The 18,066-nt window shown below is 73.1% G+C and carries 15 protein-coding genes; 12 read left to right on the plus strand and 3 right to left on the minus strand.

Going from position 1 to position 18,066, the window contains the following annotated elements:
• Positions 1–4 precede the first annotated feature (4 nt).
• Complete coding sequence (locus AB6L24_RS33230) at positions 5–1,594, minus strand: purple acid phosphatase family protein (RefSeq protein ID WP_405661562.1); 1,590 nt, start codon at positions 1,592–1,594, stop codon at positions 5–7.
• Positions 1,595–1,770: 176 nt separating this feature from the next.
• Here AB6L24_RS33230 and AB6L24_RS33235 point away from each other — a divergent pair, with 176 nt between their 5' ends.
• Positions 1,771–2,811 (plus strand): 3-isopropylmalate dehydrogenase, encoded by a 1,041-nt coding sequence (locus tag AB6L24_RS33235; protein ID WP_405661564.1) that lies wholly within the window; start codon positions 1,771–1,773, stop codon positions 2,809–2,811.
• 251 nt (positions 2,812–3,062) lie between these two features.
• Entirely contained in the window at positions 3,063–4,151 is a 1,089-nt protein-coding gene (locus tag AB6L24_RS33240) for a branched-chain amino acid aminotransferase (RefSeq protein WP_405661567.1), read from the plus strand.
• A gap of 95 nt (positions 4,152–4,246) precedes the next feature.
• Here AB6L24_RS33240 and AB6L24_RS33245 read toward each other — a convergent pair whose 3' ends face one another.
• The gene (locus tag AB6L24_RS33245) at positions 4,247–4,909 is read right to left on the minus strand and encodes a TetR/AcrR family transcriptional regulator (RefSeq protein ID WP_405661568.1); all 663 of its coding nucleotides are present in this window, start codon (positions 4,907–4,909) and stop codon (positions 4,247–4,249) included.
• A 205-nt stretch (positions 4,910–5,114) separates the two neighbouring features.
• Here AB6L24_RS33245 and AB6L24_RS33250 point away from each other — a divergent pair, with 205 nt between their 5' ends.
• Positions 5,115–6,044, plus strand: a complete 930-nt coding sequence (locus AB6L24_RS33250; RefSeq protein WP_405661571.1) for a zinc-binding dehydrogenase — start codon at positions 5,115–5,117, stop codon at positions 6,042–6,044.
• Between the two features lie 256 nt (positions 6,045–6,300).
• Here AB6L24_RS33250 and AB6L24_RS33255 read toward each other — a convergent pair whose 3' ends face one another.
• Positions 6,301–7,761: a cytosine permease gene (locus tag AB6L24_RS33255; protein ID WP_405661573.1), complete on the minus strand. Its 1,461-nt coding sequence runs from the start codon at positions 7,759–7,761 to the stop codon at positions 6,301–6,303.
• Between the two features lie 185 nt (positions 7,762–7,946).
• Here AB6L24_RS33255 and ureA point away from each other — a divergent pair, with 185 nt between their 5' ends.
• From ureA to AB6L24_RS33300, 9 genes are all read left to right on the plus strand, one after another.
• A complete protein-coding gene (gene ureA / locus AB6L24_RS33260) occupies positions 7,947–8,645 on the plus strand; it encodes an urease subunit gamma (protein WP_405661575.1) in 699 nt (232 codons plus the stop codon).
• Positions 8,645–10,327: an urease subunit alpha gene (locus tag AB6L24_RS33265; RefSeq protein ID WP_405661577.1), complete on the plus strand. Its 1,683-nt coding sequence runs from the start codon at positions 8,645–8,647 to the stop codon at positions 10,325–10,327. Before ureA ends, AB6L24_RS33265 begins: the two co-directional genes overlap by 1 nt.
• 11 nt (positions 10,328–10,338) lie before the next feature.
• The gene (locus tag AB6L24_RS33270) at positions 10,339–11,361 is read left to right on the plus strand and encodes an agmatine/peptidylarginine deiminase (protein WP_405661579.1); all 1,023 of its coding nucleotides are present in this window, start codon (positions 10,339–10,341) and stop codon (positions 11,359–11,361) included.
• A gap of 87 nt (positions 11,362–11,448) precedes the next feature.
• On the plus strand, positions 11,449–11,994 hold the full coding sequence (locus AB6L24_RS33275) for a TetR/AcrR family transcriptional regulator (protein ID WP_405663509.1): 546 nt from the start codon (positions 11,449–11,451) through the stop codon (positions 11,992–11,994).
• 165 nt (positions 11,995–12,159) lie between these two features.
• Positions 12,160–13,254: a protein TolB gene (locus AB6L24_RS33280; protein ID WP_405661581.1), complete on the plus strand. Its 1,095-nt coding sequence runs from the start codon at positions 12,160–12,162 to the stop codon at positions 13,252–13,254.
• Entirely contained in the window at positions 13,251–14,363 is a 1,113-nt protein-coding gene (locus AB6L24_RS33285; protein WP_405661583.1) for a hypothetical protein, read from the plus strand. Before AB6L24_RS33280 ends, AB6L24_RS33285 begins: the two co-directional genes overlap by 4 nt.
• Positions 14,364–14,407: 44 nt before the next feature.
• On the plus strand, positions 14,408–15,463 hold the full coding sequence (locus AB6L24_RS33290) for a TolB family protein (RefSeq protein ID WP_405661585.1): 1,056 nt from the start codon (positions 14,408–14,410) through the stop codon (positions 15,461–15,463).
• A gap of 21 nt (positions 15,464–15,484) precedes the next feature.
• The gene (locus tag AB6L24_RS33295) at positions 15,485–16,735 is read left to right on the plus strand and encodes a hypothetical protein (RefSeq protein ID WP_405661587.1); all 1,251 of its coding nucleotides are present in this window, start codon (positions 15,485–15,487) and stop codon (positions 16,733–16,735) included.
• Positions 16,735–17,973 carry a TolB family protein gene (locus AB6L24_RS33300; RefSeq protein ID WP_405661589.1) on the plus strand — a complete coding sequence of 413 codons (1,239 nt, stop codon included), beginning with the start codon at positions 16,735–16,737 and terminating at the stop codon, positions 17,971–17,973. The genes AB6L24_RS33295 and AB6L24_RS33300 overlap by 1 nt, the downstream gene beginning before the upstream one ends.
• The last annotated feature ends 93 nt before the right edge of the window (positions 17,974–18,066 follow it).

The raw sequence follows: 18,066 nt of genomic DNA on the forward strand, positions 1-18,066 counted from the left end.
CGCGCTACTTCCCGCGCCTGATCTCGAAGTGGTCGACGCGCTCGCCGCTCTCCGCGAGCGCCGAGACCGTGAGCTTCGGGTCGGACCCGGCCGTCACCTCCACCGCGAGGAACGAGAAGCCGGTGTAGCGCACCCGTGACCACTGCACCGTGTCCGGGTCGGGCAGGCGCAGCTTGGTCCAGTGGAAGGTGAGGATCGTGCCCTCGTCCTTCTCGTGGCCCTCGTAGCTGTCGTCGACCCCGACCGGGAAGCTGTACAGGTCCTTGCCGGCGCCGCCCGCGGTGACGTACACGATGCCGTCGCGCGTCGGATCGGTCGACGCTCCGACCGGCACCGGCTTGCCGACCTCGCCGCCCTTGACGGCGTCGGTCCGCTCGTACACGTGGTTGTGGCCGTTGATCACCAGGTCCACCTGATGCTCGGTGAACAGCGGCAGCCACGCGTCGCGCACACCGCCGTCGGAGCCGTGCGTCGCCGTGGAGTACGTGCAGTGGTGGAAGAACACGACGATGAAGTCGATGTCCTCGTCGGCGCGCAGCTGCCTCAGCCGCTTGTCGAGCCAGGCGGTCTGCTTGCCGTCCGTGTAGCCCTTGTTGGCGGGGATCTCGTACGAGACGTCGTTCGCGTCCAGGGCGACGACGCCGACGTTGCCGTAGCGGAACGAGTAGACGCCCGGCGCGTTCTTCGCGTCGAAGCCGTTCTCGGGCAGCGACCAGCGGGCCGACTGGCCGCCGTAGCCGTTCGGCGAGTACCACGCCTCCATGTCGTGGTTGCCGGTCGTCACCATCCACGGCACGGACTTCGCCACCGACTCGGTCTGCGCGAGGAACTGGTCCCACACGCGGGCGTCGTACCTGTCGCCCTCCTTGCCGTGGCCCGTGGTGTCCGCGTAGCAGATGTCGCCCGCGTGCAGATGGAACGACGGGTTCTGGCCGAGGATCAACTGGTCGTTCGCCAGCGCCTCGTAGCTCACGCCCTGGTCGCCGAAGGCCGTGAAGACGAACTTCTCCGGGCGCGCGGGCGCGGTGCGGAACGAGCCGAGCGTGGCCATCCGCTCCGGCGACGCCGGGTCGAAGCCGTCGTGGCCGACGCCGTAGTAGTACGTGGTGCCGGGCTTCAGGCCGTCGAGCGCCACGTGCAGGTAGTACTGCTCGACCTTCGGGAGCTTCTTCGACAGGGACGGCGTGTGCAGGTCGCGCACCTCCGCCTCGATCTTCCGGCTCAGCTCCCAGGGCTTCAGACCCACCCGTACGTAAGGGGACTTGACCGCGAACGGCACCTGCCAGGAGATCCGCATCTGGGTCTTCGGGTCGGCGCCGAAGGCGAGATGGCGGCCGAAGGGCGCGACGAGCTTCCCGTCGACCCGCACCGGGCCGCGCGAGGCAGCGAGCGGGGCCGTGCCGGTGGGGCGCTCGGCGTACGCGCTGCCCGAGCTGCCCGCGAGCAGGCCGATGCCGCCGGCGACGCCCGCCGTGGCGAAGGAACTGGCGAGCACCTTGCGGCGCGAGAGCTTCCCGCGCAGGTACTCGTGCTGCTCCGGCATGCTCAGGCGGCTCGCGAGCTCCTCCGGGAGCCCGACGTTGGGGGTGTCCATGACCAGGGAACTTCCCAGGGGCGTCCAACTCAGGCCGGACGTACAGGTGAAGGATGCGTGTCCATGTGGTGGCGCCCGCGCGGAACCCGGCCGTCGCCGTCCGCGTGGCCGCCGCACGCCCGTCCGTATGGCGGACAGGGAATGTCATTGGATGGGACGAGGAGTACGGTGCCGTCATGTCTCGCAGCATCAATCTCGCAGTGATCCCCGGAGATGGGATCGGCCAGGAAGTCGTGGCCCAGGGGCTCAAGGTCCTCAACGCCGTCCTCCCGCAGGATGTGAAGCTGGAGACCAAGGAGTACGACTTCGGGGCCCGCCGGTATCACGCCTCCGGTGAGACCCTCACCGACGCCGACCTCGCGGACCTCAAGAAGCACGACGCCATCCTGCTCGGCGCCATCGGCGACCCCTCGGTCCCCTCCGGCGTCCTGGAGCGCGGCTTCCTGCTCAAGCTCCGCTTCGCCTTCGACCACCACGTCAACCTGCGCCCCTCGCGGCTGCTGCCCGGTGTGGCCACGCCGCTCGCGGGCCAGCCCGAGATCGACTTCGTGGTCGTGCGCGAGGGCACCGAGGGCCCCTACACGGGCAACGGCGGCACCATCCGCAAGGGCACCGAGCACGAGGTCGCCACCGAGGTCTCCGTGAACACGGCCTTCGGCGTGGAGCGCGTCGTCCGGGACGCCTTCGCCCGCGCGCAGGCCCGCCCGCGCAAGAAGCTCACGCTGGTCCACAAGAACAACGTGCTCGCCTTCGCGGGCCACCTGTGGACGAACGTCTTCAACAAGGTGGCCGAGGAGTTCCCCGAGGTCACCACCGACTACATCCACGTCGACGCCGCGACGATCTACCTCGTCACCGACCCCGGCCGCTTCGACGTGATCGTCACCGACAACCTCTTCGGCGACATCATCACCGACCTCGCCGCGGCCGTCTCCGGCGGCATCGGCGTCGCGGCCTCCGGCAACATCAACCCCGGCCGTGAGTTCCCCTCGATGTTCGAGCCCGTGCACGGCTCGGCGCCCGACATCGCGGGCCAGGGCAAGGCCGACCCGACCGCCACCGTGCTGTCCGTCGCCCTGCTCCTGCGCCACCTCGGGTACGACGACGAGGCGGGCCGTGTCGAGGAGGCCGTCTCCGCCGACCTCGGCGGACGCGGCGACACCGCTCGTACCACCGACGAGATCGGCGACGCGCTCGCCGTACGCGTAGCGGGCTGATCCGCCGGCCACCAGCTCCGTCACAGCAAGCCGCCGGGTCGCACGCGCACCCGGCGGCTTCTCGTTTGCGGTCCCCGGGTGTCACCATCGAACCCAGGGCCGCCCCAGGCCGCCGTTTCGTCCAGGTCGTCCCACGAGCGATAATCGAACGTGGGGCCGCGAAACGGCGCACGCCCGGACGCCGCGAGGAACGCGCGCGTACGGGTCTCGGCGCGGTCCGTCACACACAAACCGGTGAAGGACACGCAACCATGACGACGCCCACGATCGAGCTCAAGCCCTCCTCGACCCCGGTCTCCGCCAAGGAGCGCGAGGCGGTCCTGGCCAGCCCCGGGTTCGGCCGCCACTTCACCGACCACATGGTGACCATCCGCTGGACGGAGGGCCGCGGCTGGCACGACGGCCAGCTCGTGCCGTACGGCCCGCTCGCCCTCGACCCGGCGACGACCGTCCTGCACTACGCCCAGGAGATCTTCGAGGGCCTCAAGGCCTACCGCCAGCCCGACGGCTCCGTCGCCCTGTTCCGCCCCGAGGCCAACGCCCGGCGCTTCCAGGCCTCCGCCCGCCGCATGGCCATGCCGGAGCTGCCCGTCGAGACCTTCCTCGACGCCTGCGACGCCCTGGTCCGGCAGGACATCGACTGGGTGCCCGCGCACGGCGGCGAGGAGTCGCTGTACCTGCGCCCGTTCATGATCGCCACGGAGGCCGGGCTCGGTGTGAAGCCCGCCAACGAATACCTCTTCGTCGTCATCGCCTCGCCCGCCGGCGCCTACTTCCCCGGCGGCGTGAAGCCCGTCTCCATCTGGCTCTCCGAGGACCGCGTGCGCGCCGTCCCCGGCGGCATGGGCGACGCCAAGACCGGCGGCAACTACGCCGCGTCCCTGCTCGCCCAGGCCGAGGCCGCCGAGAAGGGCTGCGACCAGGTCGCCTACCTCGACGCCGTCGAGCACAAGTGGGTCGAGGAACTGGGCGGCATGAACCTGTACTTCGTGTACGGGGACAAGATCGTCACCCCCGAACTGACCGGCTCCCTGCTCGCCGGGATCACCCGCGACTCCCTGCTCTCCGTCGCCCGCGACCTCGGCTACACCTCCGAGGAGGGCCGCGTCTCCATCGACCAGTGGCAGGCCGACACCGCGAACGGCACCCTCACCGAGGTCTTCGCCTGCGGCACCGCCGCCGTCATCACGCCCGTCGGCACGGTCAAGTCCGCCCGGGGCGAGTGGACGCAGGGCGACGGCACGCCCGGCGAGGTCACGATGAAGCTGCGGGACGCGCTGCTCGACGTGCAGCGGGGTGTCGCGGCGGACCCGCACGGGTGGATGCACCGCCTGGGCTGAGCCCTTCCCGCATCGTCCGGCCACGGAGGCCGGGTCCGGCAGTCGCCTGCCGGACCCGGCCTCCGTGCCGTTCGCGTGCCGTTCTCCGGGTCGCTTCAGGCCGGTCCGGTGCGCGCGGTGAGCGCCAGGCTCTCCGGCAGGGCCGCGCTCGCCCGGCGGAACGCGGCGGCGAGAGCGGCCCGTTCGGGCTCGGGCGCGCCGGTGGTCCAGGAGTCCAGGCCGCGGTGCCAGGCGGCCACGAGCAGGTCCACGGCCAGACGCGCGCGAAGGTGGTCCGGGTCGTCGGGGGCGCCGCCGAGCTCGAAGCGGCGTACGACGATGTCCAGGGCGGCCCGGCCGGTGCGGTCGCAGAACGCCAGGCCGTGCGCGTCCATCGACGGGTTCCGCGCGGCGAGGCGGCGGCTCAGGAGCACGCGGTGCGCCCACTCCTCGCCGGGCATCCGGTCGAGCGTGCCGAGCAGGACGTCACGCAGCAGCTCGTGCAGCGGCCCGCCCCGCGGCCGCGCCTGCTCCAGCTCCTCCAGGAACGCCGTCCACAGGTCGTGCAGCGGCGCGCAGGCCACATCCTCCTTGCTGGTGAACGTCCGGAAGAACGTCCGCTTCGACACCTCCACGGTGTCGCAGAGCTCATCCAGCGTGACGCCGTCGAACCCGCGCTCCGTGAACAGCTCCAGGGCGGAGTCGACCAGGGCCTGCCGGGTGCGGAGCTTCTTGCGTTCGCGCAGCGGGAGCTGGGGGGTGGGGCGGGCGGAGTCCATGCGGGGAGTGTAGCCCGGTAGCCAATGCCTCTTGATGGCTTGTGCCACTGAGTGGCACTATGGCTGCGCCGCGGTTCGGGTGACGCCGGACTGCGCCCCGCCCTGCCCTTCCCTGCGCTGTGGCGCTCTGTCCGTTCTGTCTGTTCTACGCGCTCTGTCTGCTCTGTCGTGCTGCTCTGTCGTGCCTGCGAAAGGTGACTTCGTCATGCGTGCTCTCCTCGTCGACCCCGACGCCCCCGCCGGACTCCGTCTCGGCACCGCGCCCGACCCCGAACCCGCCCCGCATCAGGCCCTCGTCCGCGTCGCCGCGACCTCCCTCAACTACGGCGAGGTCGCGAGCGTCGTGCCCGGTGCCGCGCCCGGTGCCGTCCTCGGCTGGGACGCCGCCGGACACGTCGAGCGGGCCGCCGCCGACGGCTCCGGGCCCCCGGTCGGCACCCCCGTGGTGACCCTCGGCGAGGCCGGCGGCTGGGCCGAACTCCGCGCTGTGGACACGGGGTTCATGGGCGTCGTGCCGGACGGGGCCGACCTCGGCGCCATCAGTACGATCCCCGTCGCCGGGGCGAGCGCGCTGCGGGCCCTGCACCGGGTGGGGCCGCTGCTCGGGCGGCGGGTCCTCGTCACCGGGGCGACGGGCGGGGTCGGGCGGTACGCCGTGCAGCTCGCCCGGCGGGGTGGTGCGTACGTCGTCGCCTCGACCGGGGATCCGGGTGCGCGGGGCGAGTCGCTGCGGGCGCTCGGCGCGCACGCGGTCGTCGGGGACCCCGAGGAGGTCGACGTGCCGCTGGACGGCGTCGTGGATCTCGTGGGTGGGCGGCAACTCGTCTCCGCGTACGAGAAGTTGGCGCAGGGCGGGGTGTTGGTCGCCGTGGGGCACTCGGGTGGGGACGGCGAGCACTTCGCGCACGGGGTGCTGTACGGGGACCAGGGGCGGCACGACCGGGCGGTCGTGAGCTTCTTTCTGCTGGGGTGTGCGGGGTTGGGGCGGGACCTGGCGTGGCTGGCGGGGGAGGTTGCCGCGGGGCGGCTGGACGCGGGGGAGGCGTGGCGGGGGGACTGGGGGGACGCCGGGGTGGCGGTGGAGGCGCTGCGGGGGCGGAGGCTGCATGGGAAGGCGGTGCTGGAGGTGGGGTGAGCTTTCCCCGATCCCACCCCTTCCCGAAACCGGGGCTTTGCCCCTGGACCCCGGGGGTGGGATTTCCCGTCGGGTGAGACGGGGGCGCCCCCGAATCGGCGCTGCGCGCCTCGTCCTCAAGCGCCGGACGGGCTGATTTCTGCCTGGGCAGGCAGTGCGGACCGCCCCAGCCGAAGCAATGGTGGGGGCGGGTGGGTGGGAGAGAGCCTGTCCGGCGTTTGAGGACGAGCGCGGAGCGCGATCGGGGGTGACCCGTTCAGGGCTGGGGGTGCCGGGCTGGTGGGCAGGCCGGTGCGAGTTCGGGCGGGTGGGTGGGAGAGAGCCCGTCCGGCGATTGAGGACGAGGGTCGGGGCGCAGCGCGTAAGCGGCACCCCCGACCACCCCCGAGAGGAGGAAGCTGCAGTCCACCCCGCCGGTGAGGGGCAGGAGCGGCCCCTCGTAGGAGGGGAGGGACACCGCGAGGAGCCCGACGGTCGCGCCGAGGGCCCAGGCCGCCGTGGCCCACGGGTTCCAGCCGGACCGGAACCAGTAACGCCCGCCCCGGGACCGCCGGTTGAAGACCTGGAGGGCGTCGGCGTCGTACACCCCGCCACAGCGTACGAACCCCATGAGGGTGATCACGGCCCACGGCGTCCCGATCGCCGTGAGGAGCAGCACGAAGGACGTCATCGCGTCCTGCGCGGACCACGCGAAGTGCCCGACGAAGACACACCCCGTGGCCACCACCGCCACGGTGTACGTGGCCCGCGCCCGCGAGGCCCGCGGCACGATCGCGTCGAGATCGAGCCCCATGGAGTACAGCATCAGCCCGGCGTTCCCGACGGACCCGGCGGACGCGGCGAGAAGCAGCGGCACGAGGTACCAGCCGGGCGCGGCCGAGACGAGCGGCTCGGCGTAGTCGAGGGCCGCGCGGGCGGCGTAGGCGGTGAAGGTGCCGAAGAGCTGGGGGACGAGGAGTCCGGCGGTCAGGCCGAGACAGGTGGCGCGCAGGACGGAGCGGGAGCTGTGCCGCGCCGGTGAGACGTAGCGGGTGTAGTCGCCGAGCAGGGTGATGAAGGCGATGGGCCCGGAGAGCCCCGCGGCGACGAGCGCGAGGAGCCACGTCGGCCAGAACGACCCGAGCGCGTACCCGCCCGCGCCGGGCAGCGCCGCGGTGGTGAAGTCGGGGGCGTACGCGAAGACGCCGAGGACGAGCAGGGCGCTCATGCCGACGGCGAGGATGCGGGAGAGCCGGAGCAGCACCCGGTAGCCGTACACCGCCCCGGCCACCGTCGCCGCCGCGAGCAGCGCGTACACCAGGCTGTAGGAGAGGCCGCCGGCGGGCAGGCCGGTCAGGCGGTGCAGGGTGCCGACCATGACGTCGCCGCCGATCCAGATGGTCAGCGCGGTGTAGCCGAGGGACAGGAGCAGCCCGACGACCGAGCCGACGAGCCGGCCGCGGACGCCGAACTGCGCGCCCGACGACGTCGACAGGTTCGTGCCGGTCCGCAGCGAGACCAGCGCGAGCGGCGCCGTGAGCGCCGTGCCGATCAGCGTGCCCGCCACCACCGCGCTCACCGACTGCCAGAAGCCGAGCCCGAAGGAGACCGGCAGCCAGCCGAAGACGATCACTCCGAGGCAGAGGTTGGAGCCGAGGAGGATCGAGACCACGTCCCGCGGCCCGCTGGTGCGTTCCTCCTCGGGGATGGTGTCGACTCCGCGCTGTTCTATCGGCATGGGCTGCCCCTGACGCTCGCTCGAATCGTTCTTCGGTGTTTGAGTGCCGTTCAATGTGAAGGACGTATTGCGTTCGCGTCAATGCTTTCGGTCTGGGAGCTTGGCATTTAGAGTGATGATCTAAGTGGTCGATCCGGAGCGTCCGGGTCCGGACCCGGTGACCCACGGATGCGAGGAGTGGCGGCGTGCGCCTTACCCCCACGGAACGCGACCGGCTGCTGCTCTTCGGCGCCGCCGAGCTGGCCAGGGCCCGCAGGGCGCGCGGCCTCAGGCTCAATGTGCCGGAGGCGACCGCCCTGATCGCCGACACCGTCTGCGAGGCCGCCCGCGACGGGGCCCGGCTCGCCGAGGCCATCGAGCGGGCGCGGTCCGTCCTCGGCCCCGACGACGTGCTGCCCGGCGTCGCGGACGTCGTCACCGAGGTGCACGTGGAGGCCGTCTTCGACGACGGGTCGCGGCTCGCCGTGGTCGCCGACCCGATCGGCGGCGGCTCTCTCGGCCCGGACGCCCCCGGCGCGCTGCGGCCTGCCCCGTCCACGCCGGACCGCGCGCCCGTCGTCACCCTCGCCGTGCACAACACCGCGTCCGTGCCGGTCAGCGTGACCTCGCACTTCCACTTCTTCGAAGCCAACCCGCGCCTCGACTTCGACCGCGCCGCCGCCTACGGCATGCGGCTCGCCGTCCCCGCGGGCTCCTCCCTGCGCTTCGGTCCCGGCGAACGCGTCGAGGCCGGGCTCGTGCCCATCGGCGGCGCCCGCGTCGCCATCGGCTTCGCCGGACTCGTCGACGGTCCGCTCGACGCGCCCGGCGCCAAGGAGGAGGCCCTGCGCAGGGCGGCGGCCTGCGGCTATCTCGGAGCGAGCACCCCTGAGGAGGGCGAGTGATGGACCCCTACGAGTACGCGTCCGTGCATGGGCCGCGGGCCGGGGACCGGGTGGTCCTCGGGGACTCCGGGCTCGTGGCGCGGGTGGAGTCCGATGCCCAGTTGGCGGGGGACGAGTTCCTGGCCGGGTTCGGCAAGACCGCGCGGGACGGGCTGCATCTGAAGGCCGCCGCTGTGCGGGAGACCTGTGATGTCGTGATCAGCAATGTGCTCGTGATCGACGCGGTGCTTGGGATCCGGAAGGTGTCGATCGGGATCCGGGAGGGGCGGATCCACGCCATCGGGCGGGCCGGGAATCCGGACACCCTGGATGGTGTGGACGTGGTCGTCGGGACCGGGACGTCCATCGTGTCGGGGGAAGGGCTGATCGCCACCGCCGGGGCCGTGGACACGCACGTACATCTGTTGTCGCCGCGCATCATGGAGGCCTCCCTCGCCTCCGGCGTCACCACGATCATCGGCCAGGAGTTCGGGCCGGTGTGGGGCGTCGGGGTCAACTCGCCCTGGGCGCTGCGGCACGCGTTCAACGCTTTCGACGCCTGGCCCGTCAACATCGGCTTCCTCGGCCGTGGTTCGTCGTCCCATGAGGCTCCGCTGGTGGAGGCGTTGGCGGAGGGCGGGGCGTCCGGTTTCAAGGTGCATGAGGACATGGGGGCGCACACGCGGGCGTTGGACACGGCGTTGCGGGTGGCCGAGGAGTACGACGTCCAAGTCGCCCTGCACAGTGACGGGTTGAACGAGTGTCTGTCGGTCGAGGACACCCTCCGTGTGTTGGAGGGGCGGACCATTCACGCCTTCCACATCGAGGGCTGCGGCGGTGGGCATGTGCCGAACGTGCTGAAGATGGCGGGCGTGCCGAACGTCATCGGTTCGTCCACCAATCCCACGCTGCCCTTCGGGCGGGACGCGGTCGCCGAGCACTACGGGATGATCGTGTCCGTCCACGACCTGAAGACCGACCTGCCGGGCGACGCGGCGATGGCTCGCGACCGCATCCGCGCCGGGACCATGGGCGCCGAGGACGTCCTGCACGACCTCGGCGCCATCGGGATCACGTCCTCGGACGCGCAGGGCATGGGGCGCGCCGGTGAGACGGTCCGCAGGACCTTCGCGATGGCCGGGAAGATGAAGGCCGAGCTGGGGCCGATGGAGGGCGACGGGCCGCACGACGACAACGGCCGCGTCCTTCGGTACGTCGCCAAGCTCACCATCAACCCCGCCCTCGCCCACGGCCTCGCCCACGAGGTCGGCTCCATCGAGGTCGGCAAGCTCGCCGACATCGTGCTGTGGCGCCCCGAGTTCTTCGGCGCGAAGCCGCAGCTCGTCCTGAAGTCCGGCTTCCCTGCGTACGGCGTCGTCGGCGACCCCAACGCCGCCACCGACACCTGCGAACCCCTCGTCCTCGGACCGCAGTTCGGCGCGTACGGCGCGACCCCCGCCGACATCTCCGTCGCGTTCGTCGCCGGAGCCGCCGTCGAGCAGGGCAACGACCTGATGCCCACTCGGCGCCGCCGCGTCGCCGTGCGCGGCACCCGCGGCATCGGCCCCGCCGACCTGCTCCTGAACTCCCGCACCGGCGCCGTCGACGTCGACCAGCGCACCGGCCTGGTCAGCCTCGACGGCGACCCGCTCCGCTCGGAGCCCGCCGACTCCGTCTCCCTCAACCGCCTGTACTTCCTGTGAGGACCACAGCCATGACCTTCCGCATGCCCGCCGAGTGGGAGCCGCACGAGCGCACCTGGATGGCCTGGCCGGGCCCGAACGTGACGTTCGACGACCCAGGGGCGCTCGCGGAGTCCCGCCGCGCCTGGGCCGCGGTCGCCCGCGCCGTCCGCCGCTTCGAGCCGGTCACCGTCGTGTGCGGGCCCGGGCAGTCCGCCGGGGCCGGGGAGCTGCTCGGCCCGGACGTCGATCTGGTGGAGCGCGAGCTCGACGACGCCTGGATGCGGGACATCGGGCCGACCTTCGTGACCGACGGCGCGGGCCGGCTCGGCGCCGTGGACTGGACGTTCAACGGCTGGGGCGCGCAGGAGTGGGCCAGCTGGGAGCACGACGCGAAGATCGCCCGCCATGTCGCGGACCTCGCCGGCGCCGAGACGTACTCCTCGCCGCTGGTCAACGAGGGCGGCGGCATCCACGTCGACGGCGAGGGCACCGTGCTCCTCACCGACACCGTGCAGCTCGGCCCCGAGCGCAACCCCGGCTGGACCAGGGAGCAGGTCGAGGCGGAGGTGCACGCCCGCATCGGCACCCGCAAGGCCCTGTGGCTGCCGCGCGGCCTCACCGCCGACTACCCCGGCCACGGCTTCGGCACCCTCGGCCACGTCGACATCGTCGCCGCGTTCGCCGCCCCCGGTGTCGTCCTCGTGCACTCCCAGCAGGACCCCGCCCACCCGGACTTCGAGGTCAGCCGCGAGGTCATCGGCGTACTCAAGGGACAGACGGACGCGCGCGGCCGCACCCTGGAGATCGTCGAGGTGCCCGCGCCGACCGCGCTCGCCGACGACGACGGCTGGGTCGACCACTCGTACATCAACCACTACCTGTGCAACGGCGGCGTCGTGCTGTGCGCCTTCGACGACCCGCACGACGAGCTGGCCGCGGGCATCTTCCGGCGGCTGTTCCCGCGCAGGACCGTGACCCTCGTCGACGCCCGTACGATCTTTGCCGGGGGTGGTGGCATCCACTGCATCACCCAGCAGCAGCCAAGGATCTAGCAGCCGGAGTACCACGTGGCCGAAGCGAGCGCCCCGCGCAGCGCACGCAGGAACGCGCCCCCGCGGGAGGACGTCCTCGCGACGGCCATGGAGATGATCGCCGACCGCGGCCTGGAACAGCTCACCATGGCCGCGCTCGGCCGCGAGGTCGGCATGAGCAGCGGCCACCTCCTCTACTACTTCGGCTCCAAGGACGAACTGCTCCTGCGCACCCTGGAGTGGAGCGAGGGGCGGCTCGGCGCCGAGCGCGGACGGCTGCTCGCCCGGCCGGGTCCGGCCCGCGCCCGCCTCGACGCGTACGTCGAGCTGTACGTCCCGCAGGGGCACCGCGACCCGCACTGGATCCTCTGGCTCGAGGTGTGGAACCGGTCCCTGAACGCGGACGAGAAGGGGCGCGACCGGCAGGCCGCCATCGAGGGCTCCTGGCACCGCGACCTGGTGGCGCTGCTCGCCGAGGGCGTCTCGCGCGGGGAGTTCCGCGCCGTCGACGCCGACCGGTACGCGACCCGGCTGCGGGCGCTGCTCGACGGCTTCTCCATCCATGTGGCGATCGGCCTGCGCGGCACCGGACGGGACCAAGTCCTCGCGCACGCAAGGGAGTTCCTGGACGAAACGCTCACACCGCAGGGGTAGCCGCCTCGCCCACGGACGCCCGAGGGGGCGTCCAGGTTGTACGCACTCCTGCGGATTGCGGGGCGTCGGAGAAAGCGCTTGTATCCCGGTGGGCCCTCGGCGCCGGGCCGGGGGCGGCGCGCCCAGAGGCAGCGCGGGCGCGCCGAGGGGATTCCGGGGGGAATCATGCGCAGAGCAGTTCGTGCCCTGTCCGCGGCCGCGCTCACCACCGCGCTCGCCGCCGTCGCGTTACCGTCGGCCGCGCACGCGGCCGAACCGTCCGACACGGCCGGGGCCGCCCCGTCGGAGCGCCGCGCGCCCCGCGTGGAGCGCGTCAGCGTCGCCGCCGACGGCACCGAGGCCAACGGCGCGTCGGGCGCCGCCACCGTCACGACCGACGGCGGGCACGTCGCCTTCAGCAGCGCGGCCACCAACCTCACGCCCGACACCTACCCGCGGCCCCAGAGCTCCGCGCACGTCCGGGACCAGGACTCCCGCAAGGTCAGCAGGATCCGGGACAGCCTGACCGCGCCGAGCGTCAGCGACGACGGCCGCTTCGCCACGTACCTCGACTGGGGCTCGCACACCACCAACGCGTTCGTGGTGGACCTGACGACGGGGGAGAAGCGGCGCGTCGACGCCAAGGGCTTCAAGGAGGGCTCCGGCGAGTCCGAGATCAGCGCCGACGGCCGCCACGTCGCGTACGTCCTGCGCCCGCAGCACCCCGCCGACCCGTACCGGATCGAGGTCTACGACTGGGCCACCGACACCCGCGAGGTCGTCAGCGACGGACCGCCCGACGCCGCCCGCGACATGGTGAACCCGTCCCTCAGCGACACCGGCCGCTTCGTGGCGTACGAGGACGCGGGCACCAAGCAGGTCTGGGTCCGCGACCGCGACACCGGCAGCCTCGAGCGCGTCGACGACGGCACCGCCTCCAAGCTCGTCGAGATCAGCGGCAACGGCCGCACCGTGGTGCTGAACTCCGCGAACGGCGCCTACGTACGCGATCTGCGCACCGGCAAGGTCCGGCACTTCTCCGGCACCTCGGCCAAGGCCGTCGGCCCCGAGGGCCGCCACCTGCTCTACTCCGACGACGCCTCGACGCTGCGCCTGCGCGACCTGCGCACCGGCCGCGTGCACGTCGTCGGCACCGGTACCGCCGTCCCCGGCGCGGTCGGCGCCAAGGGCCGCACCGTCGTCTACACCTCGGGCGAGACCGACGTGGTGCCCGGCGACACCAACGACCTGAACGACGTCTTCAAGTGGACGCGCCGGTGAGCACGGCCCGGCACGGCGGCGGCCGCGCGCGGACCCTGGCGACCGCCGCCCTCGCCCTCGCCCTGAGCGGCGCCTCCCTGACGGCGGCCACCGCCACCGCCACCGCCTCCGCCGGGGCCCGCACCGACCGCCTCAGCACCGCCGCCGACGGCGCCCAGCTCGACGGCGGTTCGACGGACGGCGCGATCAGCGGCGACGGCCGGCACGCCGCGTTCGTGACCCGGGCGCCCGCCCTCGGCTGCGACACCTATCTGCACTGCCTGAAGCTCAAGGACCTGCGCACGGGCGCCCTGACCGGCATCGACCTCGGCAGCGGCCACCTCTACGGCAACCCGCTGCTCAGCGACGACGGCGGCCGCGTCGCCTTCACGGCCAACAAGCGGTTCGCCGCGCCCTACCTGCACGACCGGGCCACCGGCGCCACCACCCGCCTCTGGCCCACCGACCCGCCAGGGCGCAACGAACTCGGCGCCGTGCACGCGATCAGCCCCGACGGCACCCGCGTCGCCTACACCGTCGGCAACCGCAACGGCAACCAGAACGCCCGTCTGCTGTACGTCCGCGACACCACCACCGGCACGGACGAGCTGATCTCGGCGCCGGAGGAGGGCGACAAGGGCGGGGCGTCCGTGGCCGACGACGGCACCCGCGTCGCGTACCAGATCGGCGGCTACAGCGAGGGCCCCGACGACAGCGGCGACGTCTTCCTGAAGGAGCCCGCCACGGGCGCCCGCGTCCAGCTCGACACCGGCCTCGGCACGGCCGAGCTGGTCAGGATCACCGGCGACGGCCGCCGCATCCTGTTCAACGCGGGCGGCGGCCTGTACGTCCACACCGTGCGCACCGGTGCCACCGCGCGCGTCGCGGACGGCCGCGCCAGGTCCGCCACCGCCGACGGCCGCCACGTCGTCCTCTCCACCGCCGACGGGCTGCGCCTGCTCGACCTGCGTACCGGCCGCGGCACGGACGTCGGCCCGGCGGACGCGCGGGCGGGCCACGGCGCGGTGACCGCCAAGGGCCGTGCCGTCGTGTTCAGTTCGGGCGCCACCGACCTGGTGCCGGGCGACACCAACGGCGTGCCGGACGTCTTCGTACGGCACACGCGGTGAAGGCACACGCGGTGAAGGCCCGCGCAGCGACGGAGGAGGCGCGCATGAGGTGCGCGAAAGCCCTGCTGGGGACGGCACTTGCCCTCGCGGTCAGCGGCGCGACCCTCCCGGCCGCCGCGGCGGACGCCCCGCCGCGCGCGCCGCGCACCGAGCGCGTGAGCACCGCGGCCGAAGGGGCGCAGCTCGACGGGCGCTCCCTCGACGCCGGGATCAGCGCCGACGGCCGGTACGTCGCCTTCGCCACCAAGGCGGAGCGGCTGCGCTGCCACCAGCAGACGTACACCTGCCTCGTCCTGAAGGACCGGGTCACGGGCGAGCTGACCCCGATCCCGAACGACGGCGACTCCTCCTGGGGCACGCCGCTGCTCAGCCGCGACGGCCGCCGCGTCGGCCACACGGCGGGCACCAAGTCCCCGGCACCCATGCTCTACGACCGGGAGACGGGCCGGAACGTGAACGTGGGGGCGCCGGGGCACGGCACCGGCCTGCTCCGCGCCGTCTCGGCCGACGGCGACACGGTCGCGTACACCTCGGGCGACCGCTTCCGCCCGACTCAGAACCTGCGCGTCCGCGACCTGGCCACCGGGGCCGACGAACTGATCGGCGGCGACGGCTGGTTCGGGGCCGCGTCCCTGAGCGCCGACGGCGGGCTCCTCGCGTACGCGACCCGGGGCGCGGACGGCGTGGACCTGTTCGTGCGCGACCGGGCGACCGGGGCGACCACGCAGCTCGACCGGGGCCTCGGCGACGCGGGGTTCGTGCGGCTCGCCGGGAACGGCCGCACCGCGCTGTTCGTCGCCGGGGGCCGGACGTACGCGTACGACCTGCGCAAGGGTGCCGCCCGCGAGGTCGCCGACAGGCCCGCCGAGGCCGCGAGCCCGGACGCCCGGTACGCCGTCCTCACCGAGGGCGCGGACGGCACCGCGCTCACCCTCCTCGACGTCCGCACCGGCAGGCGCACGCCCGTCGGACCCGGCGCCGTCGCGCCCGGATCCGTCACCGCGGGGGGCCGCGCGGTCGTCTTCACCTCGGCCGCCGCCGACCTGGTGCCGGGCGACACGAACGGCAGCACCGACATCTTCCTGCGCCACACCCGCTGAACCCACCCACGGGGGACCTTCATGAGCGAGGCAAGCACGGCGAGCAGGGCCGCGAGAACCGTGGCCGTCCTGACGGCCGCCCTCACGGCGGCGGCCGTCGCACCGGCCCACGCCGACCCGGATCCCGCCGGGCCCACGACGGTACGGGCCAGCGTGGACCGGAGCGGCGCACAGCTCCAAGTGCCGTCGTACGGACAGGACTTGTCGTCCGGATACGCCGCCAGGCCCACCTTCACCACGGCCGGTCCGGTGTGGGAGGGCGACACCAACGGCCTGACCGACGTGTACTTCGGCGACTCCGTCATCAGCTCCGGCCACCCGCGCGGCACGGGCAACGGCCCCTCCCGCGGCGGCGCGCCGTGCGCGAGCGGCCGGATGACCGCGTTCGTCTCCGAGGCCACGAACATCACGTCCACACCGGCCCCCGACGACCGCCCGACCGTCTACGTCCGCAACCGCGCCGTGGGCAAGGTCTCCCGCGCCAGCCAGTCCTTCGAGGGCACGCCCTTCGCGTGGGCGGCCCGGCCCAAGGTGAGCGACGACTGCATGTGGGTGTCGTTCACGGCGGCCCTCGAAGGCCCCGACGGCACCGCGGGGCAGCCGCGCGTCTACCGCTACCGCATCTACGACGGCACCGTCCGCCTCGTCAGCGCGCCCTCGGCACGGGCCGACCGCTCCTCGATCAGCTACGACGGCCGGTACGTGGCGTACGAGTCCCGGGGCGACGTCTACGTACGCGACCTGGACACCGGCACCCTGGAGAAGGCGTCCGTGGCCCGCGACGGCGGCCCGGCCGACGGCCGCTCGTCCGGCGCGTCCCTGAGCGGCGACGGCCGCCACGTCGCCTTCGACTCGACCGCGTCCGACCTCGTGGCGGGCGACCGCAACGGCGGCGTCAACGTCTTCGTGCGCGACCTCGACGCGGGGGCGACCCGCCTGGTGCGCGGCGAGTCGCGGCGCGCGACGACCTACGACGCGGCGCTCGGCACGGACGGCACGCACCTCGCGTACGTCTCGGCGGTACGGGGCAAGGGCGCTCGCGTTCCCGCCGTGTTCCTGCGCGAACTGGCCACCGGCAGGACGCAGTTGATCAGCGCGGACATCGACGGCGGGCGCAACGACCTCCCGGCCCGGCGTCCGTCGCTCAACGAAGACGGCAGCGTCGTCGCCTTCGACTCGGCGTCGGCCGACCTGGTGGCGGGGGACACCAACGGGGTCAGGGACGTCTTCGTCCGCACCCTTCCGACCGGACCGGGGGCGAACGCACGATGATGAGCAACGGCACGCGCGTCACCACCGGAGCGGTCGCCGCCGGCGTGCTCGTCGCCCTGATGGGCACGATCCCCGCGCAGGCGGGCCCGGACACCGGGGAGGCGCCCGCCACGGAACGGATCAGCGTGACGCGGGACGGCGGCCAGCTCGCCGAGGCGTCGTACGACGCGGACATGGGGGAGGAGCGGGTCACCGCCTTCACGTCCGACGGGCCGCTCTGGGACGGCGACACCAACGGACAGCCGGACGTCTACAAACTCACGCACTCGGGCACCGGCCCGATCAGCGGCTGGCCGAGCGGTCCCTCCTACGACGGGTCGCCGTGCGCCAGCGGCCGGGAGACCGGATTCGTCTCCGAGTCCACCGACGTGTCCTACCCGCCGCTGCCCGACGACCGGCCGGTCGTCCACACCCACAACATCGCCCAGGGCAAGTACTCGTACGTCCGGGGCCACCAGGGCGTCCACTTCACCTCGGCGGGGCAGCCCGCCGTCGACCCGTCCTGCCAGTGGCTCACCTTCACCGCCACGCTGCCGCCCGCCGGCCCCGGTGAGGAGCCGCGGTCGCACGTCTACCGGTTCGTGTTCCACGGCGGCACCGTCGACCGGGTCAGCGACGACTCGCCGGGTGCGGGCGCGGCGAGCGACTCGGACGTCAGCTACGACGGCCGGTACGTGGCCTACCGGCAGGGCCGCGACGTCCACGTCCGCGACATGGACACCGGCACCGTCGAGAAGGTGTCCGTCGCCCGGGACGGCGGCGCGGCCGACGGGGCCTCGTCCGCGCCGTCGATCAGCGCGGACGGGCGGCGTGTGGCCTTCGCGTCCCGGGCCTCCGACCTCGTGCCGGGCGACACGAACGGCGGCGTGAACGTCTTCGTGCGCGACCTCGACACCGACACCACCACCCTGGTCCGGGGTTCCGGCGCGAAGGCGTGGACGGCGGCGCCCTCGCTCAGCACCGACGGGGCGCACCTCGCGTACACGTCGGCGGTGCCGGGCCGGGGGAAGGCCGCGGTGCCGGCCGTGTACCTGCGCGAACTGGCCACCGGCAAGACCCAGTTGATCAGCGCGGACGTCGACGGCGGGCGCAACGACCTCCCGGCCCGGCGTCCGTCGGTCAACGAAGACGGCAGCGTCGTGGCCTTCGACTCCGCATCGCCCGATCTGGTGACAGGAGACACGAACAGGTTGTCGGACGTCTTCCTGCGGACAGTGAAGGACGGACAGTCCGGCTAGCAACCAGAAGTGCCCGTACGGCACTCCCTACAGGCACGGGAACCGGGCAACGCACACCGGAACCCGGCAGCAGGCACGAGCACGAAGCACGAC

This window comes from Streptomyces sp. RK9 (assembly GCF_045070545.1).
Taxonomy (GTDB): domain Bacteria; phylum Actinomycetota; class Actinomycetes; order Streptomycetales; family Streptomycetaceae; genus Streptomyces; species Streptomyces alboflavus.